We start from the raw sequence: 17,980 nt of genomic DNA, 5'->3' as shown, positions 1-17,980 counted from the left end.
TGGCCCGCCACAGCAGCGGGTTAGCTTAGTCTTCCAGAAGATGTTGCAGCAGAATGCCGTTAAGCATGGCACGTTTGGCGAGCGCAAACGCGCCAATGGCAGAACGATGATCCAGGGTGGAGCGCACAACCGGCAGATTTTTGCGAAAGGCGGCTAAGGCCTGGGTATTGATGCAGCCTTCGATAGCGGGCAGCAGCACTTTTTCGGCCTCTGTGATCTCACCCGCCAGCACCACTTTTTGTGGATTAAACAGGTTGATTGCGATTGCGATAGCTTTGCCAAGATAACGGCCAACATGCTCGATCACTTCACACGCCAGCGCATCCCCCTGATTGGCCGCTTTGCAGATATGGGACATCTGGCTCGCCTCCAGCGTCAGTGTGCTGGGATGGCCCTGACTCAACAGATGTCGTACGCGATTTTCAATGGCGCCGTTGGCGGCAATGGTTTCAAGGCAGCCAAAGTTGCCGCAGTGGCAGCGTTCACCAAGGGGATCGACCTGAATATGGCCGATCTCGCCGACGTTGCCGTTGCTGCCAAGAAAGATATGGCCGTTAGCAATAATGCCGGCACCGGTGCCACGGTGTAAGCGCACCAGAATTGAGTCTGCACAGTCACGGCTTGCACCGAAGTAGTGCTCGGCCAGGGCCAGACTGCGGATGTCGTGACCGACAAAGCTCGTGACGTTGAAACGTTTTTTCAGACTGGCGACCAGCGGCCAGTGGCTGACGGAAATATGCGGCATATAGCGGATGACGCCGTTAATCGGATCGACCAGCCCTGGCAGGATAACGGAAATCGCGATCAGCTCGCGTATTTTGCGCTGGTGCTGCTCAATGAAGCTGCTGATGGCGTTAAACAGCGCATGTTCCAGCGTCTCCTGAGTGCGTTCCGGCAGGGCGTAATCTTCCTGTGCCAGTGATTTACCACTGAGGTCGAACAGGGTCAGGGTGGCATCATTGCGTCCGAGACGGATGCCGATGGTATGGAAATGGCGGGTTTCAGTAATAATCGAAATGGCGCGGCGACCACCGGTAGAGGCCTGCTGGTCTACCTCTTTGATCAGGCCGCGCTCAATCAACTGGCGGGTAATTTTGGTGACACTGGCGGGGGCAAGCTGACTGAGTTCAGCAATCTGAATGCGCGATATCGGCCCCTGTTGATCAATCAGCCGGTAAACCGCTGCGCTATTGAGTTGCTTAACAAGATCGACATTTCCTATTTGTGACTGGCCGCCAGTGGTCATTCAGTGCTTACTCGCTCAGGACGTCGTCTCCGTTGACAAACGTCTTAATGATTTTAAAGTCGCGCGTAAACACAGTCAGGTTCGCGATTTTTCCTGCTTCGATCGAGCCCAACTGCCTTTCCACGCCCATCGCCCGTGCCGGATAAAGTGATGCCATGCGCAACGCTTCATCCAGTGCGATACCCACATGCTCGACGCTGTTTTGTACCGCTTCGATCATCGTCAGGGCAGAACCACTTAATGTGCCGTTTTCGTCGACACAAAGCCCATCACGATAATAGATTGTTTTGCCTGCAAAAATAAACTCGCTGATGTCAGCACCAGCGGGGGCAGTGGCATCCGTTACCAGCACCAGTTTGTCGCCTTTAATGCGCTTTGCATTCCGTACGTTAGCGTAATGTACATGTAAACCATCCGCAATAATGCCGCAGTATACATCAGGTGAATCAAACAGCGCACCGATAAGCCCGGGTTCACGGCCGGCAAATGCCGGCATGGCGTTGTAGAGGTGCGTTGCGAAACGCACGCCAGCAGAAAAACCCGCTTTCGCCTCTTCATAAGTCGCATTCGAGTGACCCGCTGAAACGATGATTCCGGCGTCTGTCAGCTGACGAATCACCTCGCTGCCGGCGTTTTCCGGTGCCAGCGTGACTTTGGTGATGACGTCTGCGTTGTCACAAAGATACTGCACCATCGCAGCATCCGGCAGGCGAATCAGCGCCGGATCGTGGGTGCCTTTTTTCGCCTTACTCAGCCAGGGCCCTTCCAGATGCAGACCCAGGGCCTGATGCTGATGTTTCTGCAGATAGGCGCGCATGGTTTCAATCGCACGCTTCATCAGGGCATCGCTGCTGGTAATCAGCGTCGGTAAAAAGCTGGTGCAGCCAGACTTCTCATTGGCGCGCTGCATCGTTTCCAGGGTTTCGATACTCAGTGCATCCAGGCTGTCATTGAACTGCACACCGCCGCAGCCGTTGAGCTGAAGATCGATAAAACCTGGCGCAATCATCGCGCCCGCCATATCCCGCTGCTCAATATTGGCCGGGAGCGATTCACGCGGGCAGACGCGTGCAATAAGCCCGTCAGCCACCACGACGGCATGATTGTCCAGAACCTCATGGCCACTGTAAATTCGACCGTTTACTAATGCGTACATCTCTTTTCTCCCGTCCTGGCCTGCTGTCACTCAGCGTAACAGCAGGGCACGACAATGTTCTGTTACACGCCTTTCATATTTTCCGCTTCCATTTCGCGGAAATATTTCACGGTTTTCACTTTCAGTTCCATGGTGGCGGGTTCATCACAGACCACCACCGATTTGGCATGCAGCTGCAGACAGCTGATTGTCCACATATGATTCACATTGCCTTCGACCGCCGCCTGCAGTGCCTGCGCTTTAACATGGCCGGTAACCAGAATCATCACTTCTTCTGCATCCAGCAGCGTACCGACGCCCACGGTAAGGGCATATTTAGGCACCTGATCAACATCGCCGTTAAAGAAGCGAGAGTTTGCCACGCGGGTGTCATGCGTCAGGGTTTTAATGCGGGTACGGGAGGCCAGTGAAGAAGCCGGCTCGTTAAAGGCGATATGACCGTCGTTACCGACACCGCCCATAAACAGGTGAATTTTACCCAGCGTGCGAATTTTCTCTTCGTACTGACGACATTCTGCGTCAATATCCGGCGCATTACCATTCAGCAGGTTGATATTTTCCGGTTGAATATCAACGTGATCAAAGAAATTGCGATACATAAAACTGTGATAGCTTTCCGGATGCTCTTTCGGCAGGCCAACATATTCGTCCATATTGAAGGTGACGACATGCTTAAAACTGACCTGGCCCGCTTTATGCATATCAATCAGGTGCTTGTACGCCTCCAGGGGTGTGCCGCCGGTCGGCAGACCCAGAACAAAAGGTTTATCCGCCGTCGGATTAAATGCATTGATGCGGTTAACAATATGTCGGGCGGCCCATTTGCCTACCTGAGTTGGCGTCGCTAAAGGAATCAGTCTCATGTTTCACCTCATTAGAAAATGGAAAGGGGATCGCTAAACCGTTGCGTTACTCATCAGCCTGAGCAGATTTTCTATTCTCGCCACGGGCGGAGCGCAATTCAATATTTCGGATCATAAAATAAGTTTGCAGTCATTGCCAGATGTTGCCGTATGACACGATGTTTTTTAGTGATAAAAATCACATCTGGCAGGGTTTTAATTTGCGAAGCGAATTAATTTATTATTACACTTCGCTGCGTGATATGAAGTGTATTAACGATCTTTGCAGCTGACACAACAACATTAAGCAGCGCAAAGCGACAAGTCAGGCTCATAGGGGGAAGGGTTATGTTAGGTTACTTACAAAAGGTGGGGCGTGCACTGATGGTGCCGGTCGCTACCCTGCCAGCAGCAGCAATACTAATGGGGGTTGGCTACTGGATTGATCCAGACAGCTGGGGTGCAGGCAATGCGCTGGCTGCCTTACTGATCAAATCAGGTTCTGCCATCATTGAGCACATGTCAGTCCTGTTTGCGATTGGTATCGCCTATGGCATGTCAAAAGATAAAGATGGTGCGGCAGCCCTGACCGGCTTTGTCGGATTCCTGGTGGTCACCACGCTTTGCTCACCGGCCGCGGTGGCCATGATTCAGAAAATTCCTTTAGCTCAGGTACCTGCAGCGTTTGGCAAAATTGAGAATCAGTTTGTCGGTATTCTGGTCGGTATCCTGTCAGCAGAAGTCTATAACCGCTTCAGCCATGTTGAGCTGCCTAAAGCGCTCTCCTTCTTCAGCGGACGACGGCTGGTGCCGATTCTGGTTTCGTTCCTGATGATCTTCGTCGCTTTTATCCTGATGTACATCTGGCCAGTGGTGTTTAACGGCCTGGTCAGCTTTGGTGAACACATCCAGAAGCTGGGCTCTGTCGGTGCCGGCATCTATGCCTTCTTCAACCGCCTGCTGATTCCGGTCGGTCTGCATCACGCGCTGAACTCCGTGTTCTGGTTTGACGTTGCAGGTATTAATGACATTCCTAAATTCCTTGGCGGTGCGCAGTCACTGGCTGACGGAACCGCAACCGTAGGGATTACCGGTCGTTATCAGGCGGGCTTTTTCCCGATTATGATGTTTGGTCTGCCGGGTGCAGCACTGGCTATCTACCACTGTGCGCGTCCAGAGAACCGCGTCAAAGTGGGGAGTATTATGCTGGCTGCTGCGTTTGCTGCCTTCTTTACGGGTATCACCGAACCGCTGGAATTCTCCTTTATGTTCGTGGCGCCGGTGCTCTATCTGATCCACGCCGTTCTGACCGGTCTCTCTGTCTTTATCGCTGCCAGTATGCACTGGATTGCCGGATTTGGTTTCAGCGCCGGGCTGGTGGATATGGTGCTGTCGACCCGTAATCCTCTCGCGACACACTGGTACATGCTGATTCCGCAGGGGCTGGTCTTCTTCGCTATCTACTATGTCGTGTTCCGCTTCACGATTAAAAAATTCAACCTGATGACGCCAGGCCGTGAGCTGGCGGTTGACGGTGATGAAAGTGATGGTTACGACGTCAACGTGGATAAAACCGACAATGGTGAAACGGCGACTGAATCACTGGCGCGCCGTTACATCGGTGCAGTGGGTGGTTCAGAGAACTTAACCAGCATCGATGCCTGTATCACCCGTCTGCGTCTTAATGTGAATGATTCCGCTCAGGTTAATGAAGGTGTGGCGAAGCGTCTTGGTGCGTCCGGCGTGATTCGTCTTAACAAACAGAGCGTGCAGATCATCGTGGGCACCCAGGCAGAAAGCATCGCCTCGGCCATGAAAAAAGTGCTGACCAAGGGTCCGGTTGCTGCAGCGACAGCCAGCAGCGCACCGGCTGAGCCGGCTGTGGCACCGCAGGCGGTGCTGAACAGTGAGAAGCGTGTCATCGCAACCCTGCTGGCACCAGTCAGCGGTGAAGTCGTGGCACTGGATGATGTGCCGGATGAAGCCTTCGCCAGCAAAGCGGTGGGTGACGGTCTGGCGATCAAACCCAGCGACAAATGGGTCGTGGCACCGATAGCGGGTACGCTGGTTAAAATCTTCAACACCAATCACGCCTTTTGTCTGGAAACGGAGAATGGTGTAGAGATTGTGGTGCATATGGGGCTGGATACCGTAGCGCTGGAAGGCAAAGGCTTTACCCGTCTGGCAGAAGAGGGGGCCAGCGTGGTCGCCGGTCAGCGGGTGCTGGAGATGGACCTTGAATTCCTGAACGCGAACGCCCGCTCAATGGTGAGTCCGGTCGTGGTCAGTAACAGCGATGACTTCGCAGGGCTGACATTACTGGCTCGCGGCCAAGTGGTAGCCGGTGAAACCCCGCTATACGAAGTGAAAGGCTAATCCCCGCAACAGAACCCCACAGGCAGGAAGCGATTCCTGCCTTTTTTGTTTTAAAGGCTTAACAAACGGTTGTTTCCCTCAGACGCTTTGTGGATCATACTCCGTTACTTCGTGGTACAAATCACCCGTTATTCGTATTGAGGATTTTTGAGATGAGTGAGGCTGAAGCCCGCCCAACTAACTTTATTCGTCAGATCATTGACGAAGATTTGGCGAGCGGTAAGCACAGCAGCGTGCATACCCGTTTCCCGCCAGAGCCCAATGGCTATCTGCATATTGGTCATGCGAAATCGATCTGTCTGAATTTTGGCATCGCCCAGGATTATCAGGGGCAATGCAACCTGCGTTTCGACGATACCAATCCGGTTAAAGAGGATATGGAATTTGTTGAATCCATTAAGCGTGACGTCCAGTGGCTGGGTTTTGAGTGGAGCGGTGAGGTCTGTTACTCATCAAACTATTTTGATCAGCTCTACAATTATGCCATCGAGCTGATTTCTAAAGGTCTGGCTTACGTTGATGAACTCAGTCCGGATGAGATTCGCGAATATCGCGGCACCCTGAAAGAGCCTGGCAAAAACAGCCCTTATCGCGATCGCAGCGTGGAAGAGAACCTGGCGCTGTTTGAGAAAATGCGCAACGGTGAGTTTGCCGAAGGCAGCGCCTGTCTGCGTGCCAAAATCGACATGGCCTCTAGTTTCATCGTGATGCGTGATCCGGTGCTGTACCGCATCAAGTTCGCAGAACACCACCAGACGGGTAACAAGTGGTGCATCTATCCGATGTATGACTTTACCCACTGCATCTCCGATGCGCTGGAAGGCATCACGCACTCACTGTGTACGCTGGAGTTTCAGGACAACCGCCGTCTCTATGACTGGGTGCTGGATAACATCACCATTCCGGTTCATCCGCGCCAGTACGAGTTCTCGCGTCTGAATCTGGAGTATGCGGTGATGTCGAAACGCAAACTCACTCAGCTGGTGACCGAGAAGCACGTAGAAGGCTGGGACGATCCGCGCATGCTGACCGTTTCAGGTCTGCGTCGTCGCGGTTACACCGCAGCCTCTATCCGTGAGTTCTGCCGTCGTATTGGCGTGACCAAACAGGATAACATCGTGGAGATGGCCTCGCTGGAATCCTGTATTCGCGATGATCTTAACGAGAATGCACCACGTGCCATGGCGGTGCTCGATCCGCTAAAAGTGGTGATCGAAAACCTGCCAGCGGGTCACAGCGAAACCCTCACCATGCCCAATCATCCGGGTAAGCCGGAGATGGGCACGCGTGAAGTGCCGTTCAGCCGCGAGATCTGGATCGACCGTGCAGATTTCCGTGAAGAGGCGAACAAGCAATATAAACGTCTGGTGCTGGGCAAAGAAGTTCGCCTGCGCAACGCCTACGTGATTCGTGCTGAGCGAATTGCTAAAGATGAAGCGGGCAACATCACCTGCATCTATTGCACCAGCGATGTTGATACGCTGAGCAAAGATCCTGCTGATGGCCGTAAGGTCAAAGGCGTGATTCACTGGGTCTCTGCCGATCACGCGCAGCCTGCTGAGTTCCGTCTGTATGACCGCCTGTTCAGCGTGCCAAACCCGGGTGCGGCTGAGGACTTCCTGGCGGTAATCAACCCTGAGTCACTGGCGATTAAACAGGGCTTTGTGGAACCGAGCCTGCGCGATGTAGAACCGACCACACCGTTCCAGTTTGAACGTGAAGGTTATTTCTGCGCCGACAGCGTTTACTCTACGCCCTCGCAGTTGGTATTCAACCGTACCGTTGGTCTTCGTGATACCTGGACGAAAGCCGGCGAATAACGTGGTGAGGCTGACCTCATAAAATGACAAAAGGGCGATTTATCGCCCTTTTTTATTGTCCCTATTTCGACCATTACCGACGTTTGTTCTGAACTAACTGCAATCCATTAAATGCCATACTGTGAGAGAAATCTGAGTTTAAAAAAATTAATCAATTTCAGGATGTGAATTAGCAGCTTTCAGGTAGGCTATGCGCTCTCAGAGGTCGCACAGCGGGTTACAGAAGGAAAAAATATGACCGTTCTCGCCCAGGAAGCCAAACACAGTGTCGTCGTTTTACATCAGCTCATTGAACGTATTTTTAATAAGCCCGCCGGATCAGACGACAGTTTTGAGCTGCTGATGTCCTATTTTCATCCTGAATTCCGCATGGTGACCCCTAAAGGCAAAGAGTACAATCTGAACGAGGTCGAGGATCTTTTCCGGCAGTTGCAGGGGCAGCGGGAAGGGATGCGCATTGCCACCTGCGAACATGTGATCCTCTCTCATCATGATAAAGAGATCACCGTGCAGTATCGCGAAATGCAGATGATGAATGGCAATAACAATAGCCGCATCTCGCTGGCCATTCTCGATTGCAGTAGCTCTATTCCGCGCTGGCGTTATCTGCAGGAGACGCTGGTCGCCTGACTGACAGCAGACATCAGACGAAAAAAAACCGGTGAATTCACCGGTTTTTTTATTTCAGCTCGCGTTACTGGTCGTGCAGGGTTTCATTTTCCCGGCAATCGCCCAGTGTGCAGTGTCCGTAAAGATAGAGGCTGTGGTTAGTGAGCTTGATGCCGTGGCGGGTTGCGATTTCACGCTGACGCGTTTCAATAGACTCGTCGCTGAACTCAATAACCTTGCCGCAATCCAGGCAGATCAGGTGATCGTGATGATGCTGCTGCGTCAGTTCGAAGACCGATTTGCCGCCTTCAAAATTGTGGCGCGTCACAATACCCGCGTCATCGAACTGGTTAAGCACACGGTAAACGGTAGCCAGTCCAATCTCTTCGCCGATATCAATCAGGCGTTTATACAAATCTTCCGCACTGACGTGATGGCACTCAGGTTCCTGAAGCACTTCCAGAATTTTCAGTCTGGGCAGTGTCACTTTCAGGCCAGCCTTCTTTAATGCGGTGTTGTTGTCAGTCATGCGGATTTTGTCCTGTTACTAATATTCACTTTTGTGGCTTGTCGCCTTGAATGTCGATCTACACTCATTCTCATTTGCGTCTCATTATAGAACTGAAGCGATGAAATGAAAACCAGAGGGCGTGCCTGAATCATCATGGGCTGCTGGGGAGGCGTCACCGGGCCGGGGAGAATTCTGGCAGATGTCTGTTTGTACATCGCTTAGTCTTGCCGCGTGAGAAAATAAGCGGAAGATCGATGCGGGTATTCTACAGATTAAACGGAGAAAGTTAAAAAAATGTGGCTATTATTTCTATAGGAATTTCCATTACCTCAATGTGAGCTGGCGCTCACATTGAGTCAGACACCATCACGCTTCGATGATCTCTTTCAGTTGCAGTTCATCAAAAATCTGCTTAACCCACTGATCAACACGCTGGTTAGTCAGTTCAGGCTGACGATCTTCGTCGATAGCCAGACCCAGGAAGTGGGTATCATCCGCCAGACCTTTTGAGGCTTCGAAATGGTAGCCCTCAGTTGGCCAGTGTCCGACAATCACGGCACCGTGTGGCTCAATAATGTCGCGGATAGTGCCCATCGCATCACAGAAGTACTCTGCGTAATCTTCCTGATCGCCGCAGCCAAACAACGCCACCAGCTTGCCATTAAAGTCGATCTCTTCCAGCGTCGGGAAGAAGTCATCCCAGTCGCACTGTGCTTCACCGTAGTACCAGGTTGGAATACCCAGCAGCAGGATATCAAATGCTTCCAGATCTTCTTTTGTGCTTTTCGCGATGTCATGCACTTCTGCAACGTCTGAACCCAGCTGTTTCTGGATCATTTTTGCAATGTTTTCGGTATTACCGGTATCGCTGCCAAAGAAGATGCCTACGAGTGCCATGAGTAAAATAACCTCTTAAATCCTGATGATGAGATGTGTGCCGCAGCACATTTCAGCGAATAATAGCAGACGAGAGAAAACCGGTGAACGGTTAAAGCCCCGACATTTGCTCCTGCGTGCGATTTGCCCGCATCAATCCAGTTTGAGCTGCGCCAGCAGCATCTGTTCAATCAGTTCGCTGCGGCTGAGATTACGCTGTTCTGCCAGCGTATTAAGTGCATCGACGGCTTCACTGTTCATTTTCAGTTCGACACGACGAAGTCCGCGTCCTTTGTCACGTTTAAGCTGGTTGCGCTTGTTGATGCGCAGCTGTTCATCACGCGAAAGCGGACTGGTTTTGGGTCGACCGGGGCGGCGCTCATCAGCAAAGAGATCGAGCGTCGTGCGGTCAGTCTGTTCTTTTGCCATGGCTTAGTAAAACTGAATGGGGGCGGGCGCCAGACACTCACCGCGCAGATTATAAATTATTGGCCATTGCCGCAGCAAAACTGACCAGCGGCAAAATTTTAGCGCGCCATCATACTTCACGCGTACTCCCGACGCCAATCCTAAACTTTTACCGCCATCTATTTGCTTTTAAAGCGCAAAAAAACGACGAATGCTGCGCAAAACGGCATCAGGTTTCTCTGCATGAACCCAGTGCCCGGCGCCGCCAATGACATGTGCCTGAGCCGCCGGAAACTGTTGAAGTAACACGTCGCGGTAGCGGTTATCCAGATAGCTTGAGTCGCCGCCACGAATAAACAACGCGGGATGATCCCAGGCAGGAACCGGCTGCCAGCCAGAAATCGTGGTGTAGTTATCCCACAGTACCGGCACATTGAAGCGCCACTCACCCTCCTGAAATGACTTCAGCAGAAACTGGATAACCCCTTCTTCATCAATCAGCGTGCGCATAATGCGGGCTGCCTCGCTGCGGGATGAAACGCCCGCATCAGTGACGGCACGAATACCGGCAAAAATCTCATCGTGGCGGCGGGTCTGGTAGTCCACCGGTGCGATATCGATCATCACCAGTCGCTCAATGCGATCCGGCACCAGCGCGCTCATGGTCATCGCGATTTTACCGCCCATCGAGTGACCGATAACCGCGACGCGTTCGATGCCCTGTGCATCCAGCGTGTCGACCATATCCTGCGCCATTACAGCGTAGTTCATCTCGTCGGATCGTGGCGAAAGACCGTGGTTACGGACATCAACCTGCAGCAGGGGACCGGCATCTTTCAGCCCGCGCGCCAGCACACCAAGGTTATCCAGGCTGCCAAACAGACCATGGATAAGGAGGATGGGCAGGGAATCAGGAGGGGATTGTTCAGTTTGCAGACGGGCGTTCAAAATCATAGCAAAGTTCTTAAGTTTGAGACCTGAGCTTAGGTTATCATGGTTTCACCTTTTCAGGTGCGCCGGTTCCGGTGGCATTAGGACATATTCTGACTTTTGCCCGTAAACCGTTTGATTGCTAACAACCCGCCTGAATTTAACTTTATAATCCTGATGTTAGAACCCACACACCTTTTGAATTGCCTGACTATACTCAGTGCTTTTCAGGAAACAGGTGGTTCTGTCATGAGAAAGAACCGTACGGAATAAGATGAAAACGATTGAAGTTGACGAAGAGCTCTACCGTTATATTGCCAGCCATACGCAACACATTGGTGAAAGCGCATCCGACATTCTGCGTCGTATGCTGAAATTCACGGCCGGTCAGACTGCACCTGCTTCGCCTGCTCAGCCAGCGTCAAAAGAGGCAGCGAAAGAGTCCCAGGCCTCTGTGGGTTCCCGCCCGCAGGATCGTGTTCGCGCGGTGCGTGAGCTGCTGCTTTCCGATGAATATGCGGAGCAGAAGCGGGCGGTGAATCGCTTTATGCTTATTTTGTCAACGCTCTATCGTCTTGATACCGCAGCCTTTGCTGAGGCTACTGCATCGCTGCAGGGGCGTACCCGCGTCTATTTTGCAGGCGATGAGCATACGCTGTTGCAGAATGGCACCCATACTAAGCCGAAGCATGTGCCCGGCACGCCGTACTGGGTGATCACCAACACCAATACTGGTCGTAAATGCAGCATGGTTGAACACATCATGCTCTCGATGCAGTTCCCTGCGGAACTGACCGAGAAAGTTTGCGGCACCATTTAAAAACTTAAGCGTCAGGGAGCAGCGCCAATGGCCAATCACCCACGTGCCGGGCAACCCGCCCAGCAGAGCGATTTGATTAACGTTGCACAATTAACGTCACAATATTATGTCCTGCAGCCCGATGTGGCGAACCCGGAACATGCGGTGAAATTTGGCACCTCTGGCCATCGCGGCAGTGCAGGGCGCCAGAGCTTCAACGAGATGCACATTCTGGCCATCGCTCAGGCAATTGCCGAAGAGCGTAAAAAGAACGGCATCACCGGACCTTGCTACGTCGGTAAAGATACTCATGCGCTGTCAGAACCGGCGATTCTGTCTGTTCTGGAAGTCCTGGCGGCGAACGGCGTTGATGTGATTGTTCAGCAGGATAATGGCTATACGCCAACCCCTGCGATTTCCAACGCCATTCTTGAGCACAATAAAGCGGGTGGCCCGCTGGCAGATGGTATCGTCATCACACCTTCGCATAACCCACCGGAAGATGGCGGCATTAAGTACAATCCACCTAACGGTGGACCGGCGGATACCAACGTCACTAAAGTGGTGGAAGATCGCGCTAATCAGCTGATCAAAGATGGGCTGAAAGAGGTGAAACGTCTGCCACTTGAACAGGCTATGGCGAGCGGTCACGTGGTCGAGAAAGATCTGATCCAGCCTTACGTTGAAGGTCTGGCAGAGATTATCGATTTCCCGGCAATTCAGAAAGCTGGCCTGAAGCTGGGTGTTGATCCACTGGGCGGTTCAGGTATTGCTTACTGGCAGCGTATTGCTGAGCATTACAAGCTGGATCTGACGCTGGTAAACGATGCAGTCGATCAGACCTTCCGCTTTATGCATCTGGATAAAGATGGCGTTGTGCGCATGGACTGTTCGTCCGAAAGCGCAATGGCAGGCCTGCTGGCTTACCGCGACAAGTTCGATCTGGCGTTCGGCAACGATCCCGATTATGACCGTCACGGCATCGTGACCCCGGCGGGTCTGATGAATCCAAACCACTATCTGGCGGTTGCGATCAACTATCTGTTCCAGCATCGTCCACAGTGGGGCCAGGATGTTGCCGTGGGTAAAACCCTGGTGTCCAGCGCCATGATTGACCGTGTGGTCAACGACATTGGTCGCAAGCTGGTGGAAGTGCCGGTTGGTTTCAAATGGTTTGTTGATGGTCTGTATGACGGCAGCTTCGGTTTCGGCGGTGAAGAGAGCGCGGGCGCTTCATTCCTGCGTTTCGACGGCACGCCGTGGTCAACGGACAAAGATGGCATCATCATGTGTCTGCTGGCGGCTGAAATTACAGCGGTGACCGGTAAAAATCCGCAGCAGCATTATGATGAACTGGCTGCGCGTTTTGGCGCACCAAGCTACAACCGTCTGCAGGCATCCGCCACTTCAGCGCAGAAAGCTGCACTATCGAAGCTGTCACCAGAGATGGTGAGCGCGGATACGCTGGCGGGTGATCCTATCACCGCGCGTCTGACGGCGGCACCAGGTAACGGTGCCTCAATCGGCGGTCTGAAAGTGATGACGGAGAATGGCTGGTTTGCTGCCCGTCCTTCAGGCACCGAAGATGCCTACAAAATCTACTGTGAAAGCTTCCTGGGCGCAGAACATCGTGAGCAGATTGAGAAAGAAGCCGTAGAGATTGTCAGTGAAGTGCTGAAAAACGCCTGATAAGTCAGGATGAGAAAAGGCGCCTCTGGCGCCTTTTAGATTGCTGACAAATTCTACCCCGGTTAGTTGCGGGATCGTGCCAGCACAGGAAACAGGGTCAGATCGGAAAGACGCAAAAGCCGTCATCCATGACACGCTCGGCCCACGCCATCCATGGCGTGGGACGCTTTCCTCCTCGGACCCTGTTCCCTGTGCCTCGGGTTTATCCGTTGCGGTCAGATTCAGTATGATTTGAGTTTGTTTGCAGTCATGAAAGGCGCCTCTGGCGCCTTTTTTTATGGCATAAAACGGTAGCCGATCCCGGTTTCGGTCAGCAGATGGGCAGGTTGTGTCGGATTCGCTTCCAGCTTCTGGCGCAGATGGCCCATATAGATGCGCAAATAGTGGCTGTGCTCCACGGCATTGGGTCCCCACACCTGGCTCAGCAGCTGTCGCTGTGTCAGCACCTTTCCGGCGTTATTCAGCAGAATACTCAACAGACGAAATTCTATTGGAGTGAGGTGAATCTCATTGCCGCCGCGCTGCACCCGCCGTGCGGCGAAATCGACACTTACGTCGGCAAAGTGAACTCTGGCATCAGGTTGCTGGCCACTATGACGACGCAGCGCAACCCGGACGCGCGCCAGCAGTTCGCCAATACCAAAAGGTTTGGTCAGATAGTCATCCGCGCCTGCATCCAGTGCGGCGATTTTATCCTGCTCATCGCTGCGCGCTGACAATACAATTACCGGGATGGCGCTCCACTGGCGCAGGTCACGGATAAAATCGGTGCCATCCCCATCTGGCAGGCCAAGATCGAGGATCACTAAATCGGGCTTACGGGTTGCCGCTTCAATCAGTCCGCGCTGCAGCGTATCGGCATCAAACACCTTAAGATCTTCATTTTCCAGCGCCAGCCGGACAAAGCGACGGATCTCTTTTTCATCTTCAACGATCAAAACCGTGGTCACGCAATACCTGCCTTGGATAGGGGCCGAACTACCATTTTATCAATATTACAGGCTGCCGTCCGTGAGCTTCACCTTCCGGGCGTTTAAACCCTCATGTAACCAGACGATAACTTATCTGTAACTTAATTACAGGCTGATTCTTAAACCGTGTAAATAGCGGCAAATAAGTGGTCAGACGAGTAGTAAAATTACACAACCTGGCGTAAAGTCAGACACAGATCACATTCAAACACTTTTGCTTACCGGGAGGAGAACCATGTATCAGGCTTATCCACGTTACAAAATTATCGCGCGTCGTACGCTGGTGGTTTTTCTCGGCGTGCTGGCGCTTCCTGTCATGCTGTTTCGACAGGACCGGGCACGTTTCTACAGTTACCTGCACCGTGTCTGGTGCAAGACCAGCGCAAAGCCGGTCTGGCTGGCGCAGTCTGAAGCCGGTGGTGGCGCGTTCTGGTAAGTCGTACTGCCACAAAACAGGCCTGGTCAATTGACCGGGCTTTTTTTTGCGTTTTTTCTGAGTATAAGCAGATCTGAACCGCGTTTTCCTCCTTTATTCCTGACCATTTTGCGCTACACTTAAACCTCTACAAGATTTCTGAGGTTGTACAAGTATGAGCAAAAAAATCCCCGTTGGAATCAGTGCATGCCTGCTCGGCGACCGCGTCAGATTTGATGGTGGGCACAAGCGTCTTACTTTTGCGACCGACGATCTTACCCCGTTTGTGCGTTTTGAACCGATCTGTCCGGAAATGGCGATCGGTTTGCCAACGCCGCGCCCGGCATTACGCCTGGTAAAGCAGGGCGACGATGAGCTGCATCTCTGCTTCAGCAAAGATGGTGGAGAAGAGGTCACCACGCAGATGCGTGACTGGTCTGCCGAGCGGGTAAAATCGCTGCATCATCTCTGCGGCTATATTCTGTGCGCCAAGTCCCCCAGCTGCGGCATGGAGCGTGTGCGGGTCTATGAGCCTGACAACAATAACAACCGCAAAGTGGGCACTGGTATTTTTGCTGAATTCCTGCAGCGCGAAATGCCCTGGCTGCCGCTGGAGGAAGATGGTCGTCTGCACGATCCCGCTCTGCGTGAAAACTTTATTGGTCGTATCTGCGCGCTGCACGAGTTCAATCAGATGTGGGAAAATGGCCTGACCCGTCAGGCTTTAATCGCCTTTCACAGCCGCTACAAACTGATGATGCTGGCACATTCGCAGGAGAAGTATCGCGAACTGGGACCGTTTGTCGCCTCAATGAGCCAGTGGGAGTCGCTCGACGCCTTTGCCTTCGAGTACCGCAATCGTATGATGGAACTGATGTCACGCCCCGCCTCACGTCGCAATCACACCAATGTACTGATGCATGTGCAGGGCTACTTCCGCACCCATCTGAGCTCACCGCAGCGCCAGGAGCTGGCAACCCTGATTGACCGCTATCGTCAGGGCACACAACCCTTGCTGGTGCCGATCACCATTCTTAAGCACTACATGGCCGAATACCCGCATCCGTGGCTGGCCCAGCAACGCTATTTTGATCCCTATCCCGAAGCCTTGTGCTTACGCTACGGACAATAATTCAGGAGGAGTATGACCACCCATCTGGTCTGGTTGCGTAACGATTTACGCATCAACGACAACCTGGCGCTGCACGCCGCCTGCCGCGACAGCGATGCAAAAGTGATTGCGCTCTACCTCTCCACGCCAGAACAGTGGCAGCAGCATGACATGTCCCCAAAACAGGCGGCGTTTATTCACGCCAGTCTGCTGGAAGTCCAGAGCGCCCTGGCTGAGCGGGGCATTCCCCTTCACTATCAGGCCTGTCATGCCTTCAGCGACAGTATTGATGCGCTGGCGGAATTCTGCGAAAAGCAAAAGGTCGATCAGCTTTTCTACAACTATCAGTATGAGGTCAACGAGCGCCAGCGCGATGCCCGGGCTGAAAAGCGTCTTGATGATGCGGGCGTCATTTGTCAGGGTTTTGATGACAGCCTGTTGCTGCCGCCCGGCAGCGTGCAGAGCGGCGACCGCTCGATGTATAAGGTTTTTACGCCGTTTAGCAAAGCGTTTGTCCGCCGTTTGCAACAGAGTCTGCCGGAGTGCGTGCCAGCGCCGAAACCGCGTGAAGGTTCGCCGCTGAAAGTCACCCCGATTCCTGCTTTTGACTATCCGACCAAGGCTTTTGATGAAGATCTGTTCCCGGCAGGCGAAGCAGCTGCGCTGAAGCGTTTACGTCATTTCGCCACTAAACCGGTTATCGATTACCCTGCGAAGCGTGACCTGCCGGCGCTGGATGCCACCAGCCGTCTGTCGGTTTATCTGGCGACCGGCGTGCTGTCACCCCGCCAATGCCTGCATCGTGTGTTGCATGAGCATCCCGATGCACTGGACAACAGCCGCGCATTTACCTGGCTGAACGAGCTGATCTGGCGTGAGTTCTACCGCCATCTGCTGGTTGCCTACCCGGCGCTGTGTCGGCATCAGCCGTTTATCGACTGGACGCGTAACGTTGAATGGCAGCGTAACGACGCACACTTTGACGCCTGGAAAGCGGGTAGAACGGGTTACCCGATTGTCGATGCGGCGATGCGTCAGATGAAGGCGCTGGGCTGGATGCACAACCGCTTAAGAATGATCACAGCCAGTTTCCTGGTCAAAGATCTGCTGATCGACTGGCGTGAAGGCGAACGCTATTTTATGCAGCAACTGATCGATGGCGATCTGGCCGCGAACAACGGCGGCTGGCAGTGGGCAGCATCGACGGGCACTGACGCGGCTCCCTATTTTCGCATCTTTAATCCGACGACACAGGGCGAGCGCTTCGACGAGAAGGGGGATTTTATCCGCCACTATCTGCCGGAACTGGCCGACGTCCCTGACAGCGATATTCACCAGCCCCACGTCTGGGCGGAGAAGCATCACAAGAAACTCGATTATCCGGCACCAATCGTGGATCATAAGGCCGCCCGTAAAAAGACATTAGATGCCTTTGAGCGCGCCAAAAGCGCCGCCTGAGGCCTCGAAGGAGCCTGAATGAACCATTACGAATTAGAGACGCTGATCAATCAGCACCTCGACAGCCACAGCTTCAGTGACTACGCCCCCAACGGTTTGCAGGTTGAGGGACGCAGCCAGGTCAAAACGATTATCACCGGCGTGACGGCCTGTCAGGCACTGCTGGACGAGGCGGTGGCACGTCAGGCCGATGCGATTATTGTCCATCATGGCTATTTCTGGAAAAGTGAACCGGCCGCGATTAAAGGTATGAAGCGTCGTCGTCTGCGCACTCTGCTGGCTAATGATATTAATCTCTATGGCTGGCACCTGCCGCTCGACGCGCATCCTGAACTGGGCAACAACGCCCAGCTGGCAAACTTGCTGGATATTGAAATAAAGGGTGAAGTGATGCCGCTGGTGTTCTGGGGTGAGCTGGCTGAGCCGATCTCCGGTGAGCAGCTGGCACGTCGAATCGGTGACCGACTGGGACGTGAACCGCTGCATTGCGGCGATAACGCGCCCGCGCTGATTCGTCGTATCGCCTGGTGCAGCGGGGGTGGCCAGGGCTTTATCGACCAGGCCGCTGCCGCAGGCGTCGATGCTTATATCACCGGAGAAGTCTCTGAACAGACCATTCACAGCGCACGTGAGCAGGGGCTGCACTTCTTTGCTGCAGGCCATCACGCTACCGAGCGCGGCGGCGTAAAAGCGCTGGGCGAGTGGCTGGCGCAGCACCACGAGCTTGATGTGACTTTCATTGATATTCCCAATCCTGCCTGAT

At 53.3% G+C, this 17,980-nt stretch carries 17 protein-coding genes; 9 read left to right on the top strand and 8 right to left on the bottom strand.

Features of this window, described 5'->3' with window-relative positions; translation table 11 throughout:
• Positions 1 to 25: 25 nt before the first annotated feature.
• The 3 genes from IAI47_RS13890 to nagB form a co-directional block, all read right to left on the bottom strand.
• Complete coding sequence (locus IAI47_RS13890; RefSeq protein ID WP_008925006.1) at positions 26 to 1,246, bottom strand: N-acetylglucosamine repressor; 1,221 nt, start codon at positions 1,244 to 1,246, stop codon at positions 26 to 28.
• A 7-nt stretch (positions 1,247 to 1,253) separates the two neighbouring features.
• Entirely contained in the window at positions 1,254 to 2,402 is a 1,149-nt protein-coding gene (gene nagA / locus IAI47_RS13885) for an N-acetylglucosamine-6-phosphate deacetylase (RefSeq protein WP_008925007.1), read from the bottom strand.
• A 62-nt stretch (positions 2,403 to 2,464) separates the two neighbouring features.
• Positions 2,465 to 3,265, bottom strand: coding sequence for a glucosamine-6-phosphate deaminase (gene nagB / locus IAI47_RS13880; protein WP_003852796.1), 801 nt, complete (start codon positions 3,263 to 3,265; stop codon positions 2,465 to 2,467).
• Between the two features lie 327 nt (positions 3,266 to 3,592).
• Between nagB and nagE the strand changes: the two genes are divergently transcribed.
• The 3 genes from nagE to IAI47_RS13865 all read left to right on the top strand — a co-directional run bounded on the left by nagE (position 3,593) and on the right by IAI47_RS13865 (position 8,070).
• Complete coding sequence (nagE, locus tag IAI47_RS13875) at positions 3,593 to 5,620, top strand: N-acetylglucosamine-specific PTS transporter subunit IIBC (protein WP_008925008.1); 2,028 nt, start codon at positions 3,593 to 3,595, stop codon at positions 5,618 to 5,620.
• Positions 5,621 to 5,772: 152 nt separating this feature from the next.
• Positions 5,773 to 7,440 (top strand): glutamine--tRNA ligase, encoded by a 1,668-nt coding sequence (gene glnS, locus IAI47_RS13870; RefSeq protein WP_008925009.1) that lies wholly within the window; start codon positions 5,773 to 5,775, stop codon positions 7,438 to 7,440.
• 234 nt (positions 7,441 to 7,674) lie between these two features.
• Entirely contained in the window at positions 7,675 to 8,070 is a 396-nt protein-coding gene (locus IAI47_RS13865; RefSeq protein WP_003852803.1) for a hypothetical protein, read from the top strand.
• Between the two features lie 64 nt (positions 8,071 to 8,134).
• Here the strand turns inward: IAI47_RS13865 and fur are convergent, their stop codons facing one another.
• From fur to ybfF, 4 genes are all read right to left on the bottom strand, one after another.
• Positions 8,135 to 8,578, bottom strand: coding sequence for a ferric iron uptake transcriptional regulator (fur, locus tag IAI47_RS13860; protein ID WP_003852805.1), 444 nt, complete (start codon positions 8,576 to 8,578; stop codon positions 8,135 to 8,137).
• A gap of 348 nt (positions 8,579 to 8,926) precedes the next feature.
• A complete protein-coding gene (fldA, locus tag IAI47_RS13855; protein ID WP_003852808.1) occupies positions 8,927 to 9,457 on the bottom strand; it encodes a flavodoxin FldA in 531 nt (176 codons plus the stop codon).
• A 132-nt stretch (positions 9,458 to 9,589) separates the two neighbouring features.
• Entirely contained in the window at positions 9,590 to 9,865 is a 276-nt protein-coding gene (gene ybfE / locus IAI47_RS13850; RefSeq protein WP_003852811.1) for a LexA regulated protein, read from the bottom strand.
• A gap of 168 nt (positions 9,866 to 10,033) precedes the next feature.
• Positions 10,034 to 10,798 carry an esterase gene (ybfF, locus tag IAI47_RS13845; protein WP_003852814.1) on the bottom strand — a complete coding sequence of 255 codons (765 nt, stop codon included), beginning with the start codon at positions 10,796 to 10,798 and terminating at the stop codon, positions 10,034 to 10,036.
• Between the two features lie 250 nt (positions 10,799 to 11,048).
• Between ybfF and seqA the strand changes: the two genes are divergently transcribed.
• Together seqA and pgm are read left to right on the top strand one after the other, a co-directional pair.
• Complete coding sequence (seqA, locus tag IAI47_RS13840) at positions 11,049 to 11,594, top strand: replication initiation negative regulator SeqA (protein WP_008925010.1); 546 nt, start codon at positions 11,049 to 11,051, stop codon at positions 11,592 to 11,594.
• Positions 11,595 to 11,621: 27 nt separating this feature from the next.
• Positions 11,622 to 13,262: a phosphoglucomutase (alpha-D-glucose-1,6-bisphosphate-dependent) gene (gene pgm / locus IAI47_RS13835; RefSeq protein WP_008925011.1), complete on the top strand. Its 1,641-nt coding sequence runs from the start codon at positions 11,622 to 11,624 to the stop codon at positions 13,260 to 13,262.
• A gap of 275 nt (positions 13,263 to 13,537) precedes the next feature.
• On the opposite strand, the gene kdpE is transcribed toward pgm, so the two are convergent.
• The gene (gene kdpE / locus IAI47_RS13830) at positions 13,538 to 14,212 is read right to left on the bottom strand and encodes a two-component system response regulator KdpE (protein ID WP_003853190.1); all 675 of its coding nucleotides are present in this window, start codon (positions 14,210 to 14,212) and stop codon (positions 13,538 to 13,540) included.
• Between the two features lie 256 nt (positions 14,213 to 14,468).
• Between kdpE and IAI47_RS13825 the strand changes: the two genes are divergently transcribed.
• From IAI47_RS13825 to IAI47_RS13810, 4 genes are all read left to right on the top strand, one after another.
• Entirely contained in the window at positions 14,469 to 14,669 is a 201-nt protein-coding gene (locus IAI47_RS13825; protein WP_003853189.1) for a YbfA family protein, read from the top strand.
• Between the two features lie 154 nt (positions 14,670 to 14,823).
• On the top strand, positions 14,824 to 15,780 hold the full coding sequence (locus tag IAI47_RS13820; protein ID WP_008925012.1) for a 2-thiouracil desulfurase family protein: 957 nt from the start codon (positions 14,824 to 14,826) through the stop codon (positions 15,778 to 15,780).
• Between the two features lie 12 nt (positions 15,781 to 15,792).
• Positions 15,793 to 17,217, top strand: coding sequence for a deoxyribodipyrimidine photo-lyase (gene phrB, locus IAI47_RS13815; RefSeq protein WP_008925013.1), 1,425 nt, complete (start codon positions 15,793 to 15,795; stop codon positions 17,215 to 17,217).
• Between the two features lie 18 nt (positions 17,218 to 17,235).
• Entirely contained in the window at positions 17,236 to 17,979 is a 744-nt protein-coding gene (locus IAI47_RS13810; protein WP_008925014.1) for a type 2 GTP cyclohydrolase I, read from the top strand.
• Position 17,980: the final 1 nt, after the last annotated feature.

The sequence above is a fragment of the Pantoea sp. MT58 genome, from assembly GCF_014495885.1.
Taxonomy (GTDB): domain Bacteria; phylum Pseudomonadota; class Gammaproteobacteria; order Enterobacterales; family Enterobacteriaceae; genus Pantoea; species Pantoea eucalypti.
The sequence above is the reverse complement of the archived record's forward strand: the minus strand, read 5'-3'. Positions and strand labels throughout refer to the sequence as shown.

What these genes read in the sequence shown, in the direction of transcription:
- IAI47_RS13890 (WP_008925006.1), bottom strand. Translation starts at nt 1,246, where the DNA reads ATGACCACTGGCGGCCAGTCACAAATAGGAAATGTCGATCTTGTTAAG.
- phrB (WP_008925013.1), top strand. Translation starts at nt 15,793, where the DNA reads ATGACCACCCATCTGGTCTGGTTGCGTAACGATTTACGCATCAACGAC.
- nagE (WP_008925008.1), top strand. Translation starts at nt 3,593, where the DNA reads ATGTTAGGTTACTTACAAAAGGTGGGGCGTGCACTGATGGTGCCGGTC.
- ybfF (WP_003852814.1), bottom strand. Translation starts at nt 10,798, where the DNA reads ATGATTTTGAACGCCCGTCTGCAAACTGAACAATCCCCTCCTGATTCC.
- IAI47_RS13865 (WP_003852803.1), top strand. Translation starts at nt 7,675, where the DNA reads ATGACCGTTCTCGCCCAGGAAGCCAAACACAGTGTCGTCGTTTTACAT.
- glnS (WP_008925009.1), top strand. Translation starts at nt 5,773, where the DNA reads ATGAGTGAGGCTGAAGCCCGCCCAACTAACTTTATTCGTCAGATCATT.
- IAI47_RS13825 (WP_003853189.1), top strand. Translation starts at nt 14,469, where the DNA reads ATGTATCAGGCTTATCCACGTTACAAAATTATCGCGCGTCGTACGCTG.
- pgm (WP_008925011.1), top strand. Translation starts at nt 11,622, where the DNA reads ATGGCCAATCACCCACGTGCCGGGCAACCCGCCCAGCAGAGCGATTTG.
- seqA (WP_008925010.1), top strand. Translation starts at nt 11,049, where the DNA reads ATGAAAACGATTGAAGTTGACGAAGAGCTCTACCGTTATATTGCCAGC.
- IAI47_RS13810 (WP_008925014.1), top strand. Translation starts at nt 17,236, where the DNA reads ATGAACCATTACGAATTAGAGACGCTGATCAATCAGCACCTCGACAGC.
- fldA (WP_003852808.1), bottom strand. Translation starts at nt 9,457, where the DNA reads ATGGCACTCGTAGGCATCTTCTTTGGCAGCGATACCGGTAATACCGAA.
- IAI47_RS13820 (WP_008925012.1), top strand. Translation starts at nt 14,824, where the DNA reads ATGAGCAAAAAAATCCCCGTTGGAATCAGTGCATGCCTGCTCGGCGAC.
- nagB (WP_003852796.1), bottom strand. Translation starts at nt 3,265, where the DNA reads ATGAGACTGATTCCTTTAGCGACGCCAACTCAGGTAGGCAAATGGGCC.
- fur (WP_003852805.1), bottom strand. Translation starts at nt 8,578, where the DNA reads ATGACTGACAACAACACCGCATTAAAGAAGGCTGGCCTGAAAGTGACA.
- nagA (WP_008925007.1), bottom strand. Translation starts at nt 2,402, where the DNA reads ATGTACGCATTAGTAAACGGTCGAATTTACAGTGGCCATGAGGTTCTG.
- ybfE (WP_003852811.1), bottom strand. Translation starts at nt 9,865, where the DNA reads ATGGCAAAAGAACAGACTGACCGCACGACGCTCGATCTCTTTGCTGAT.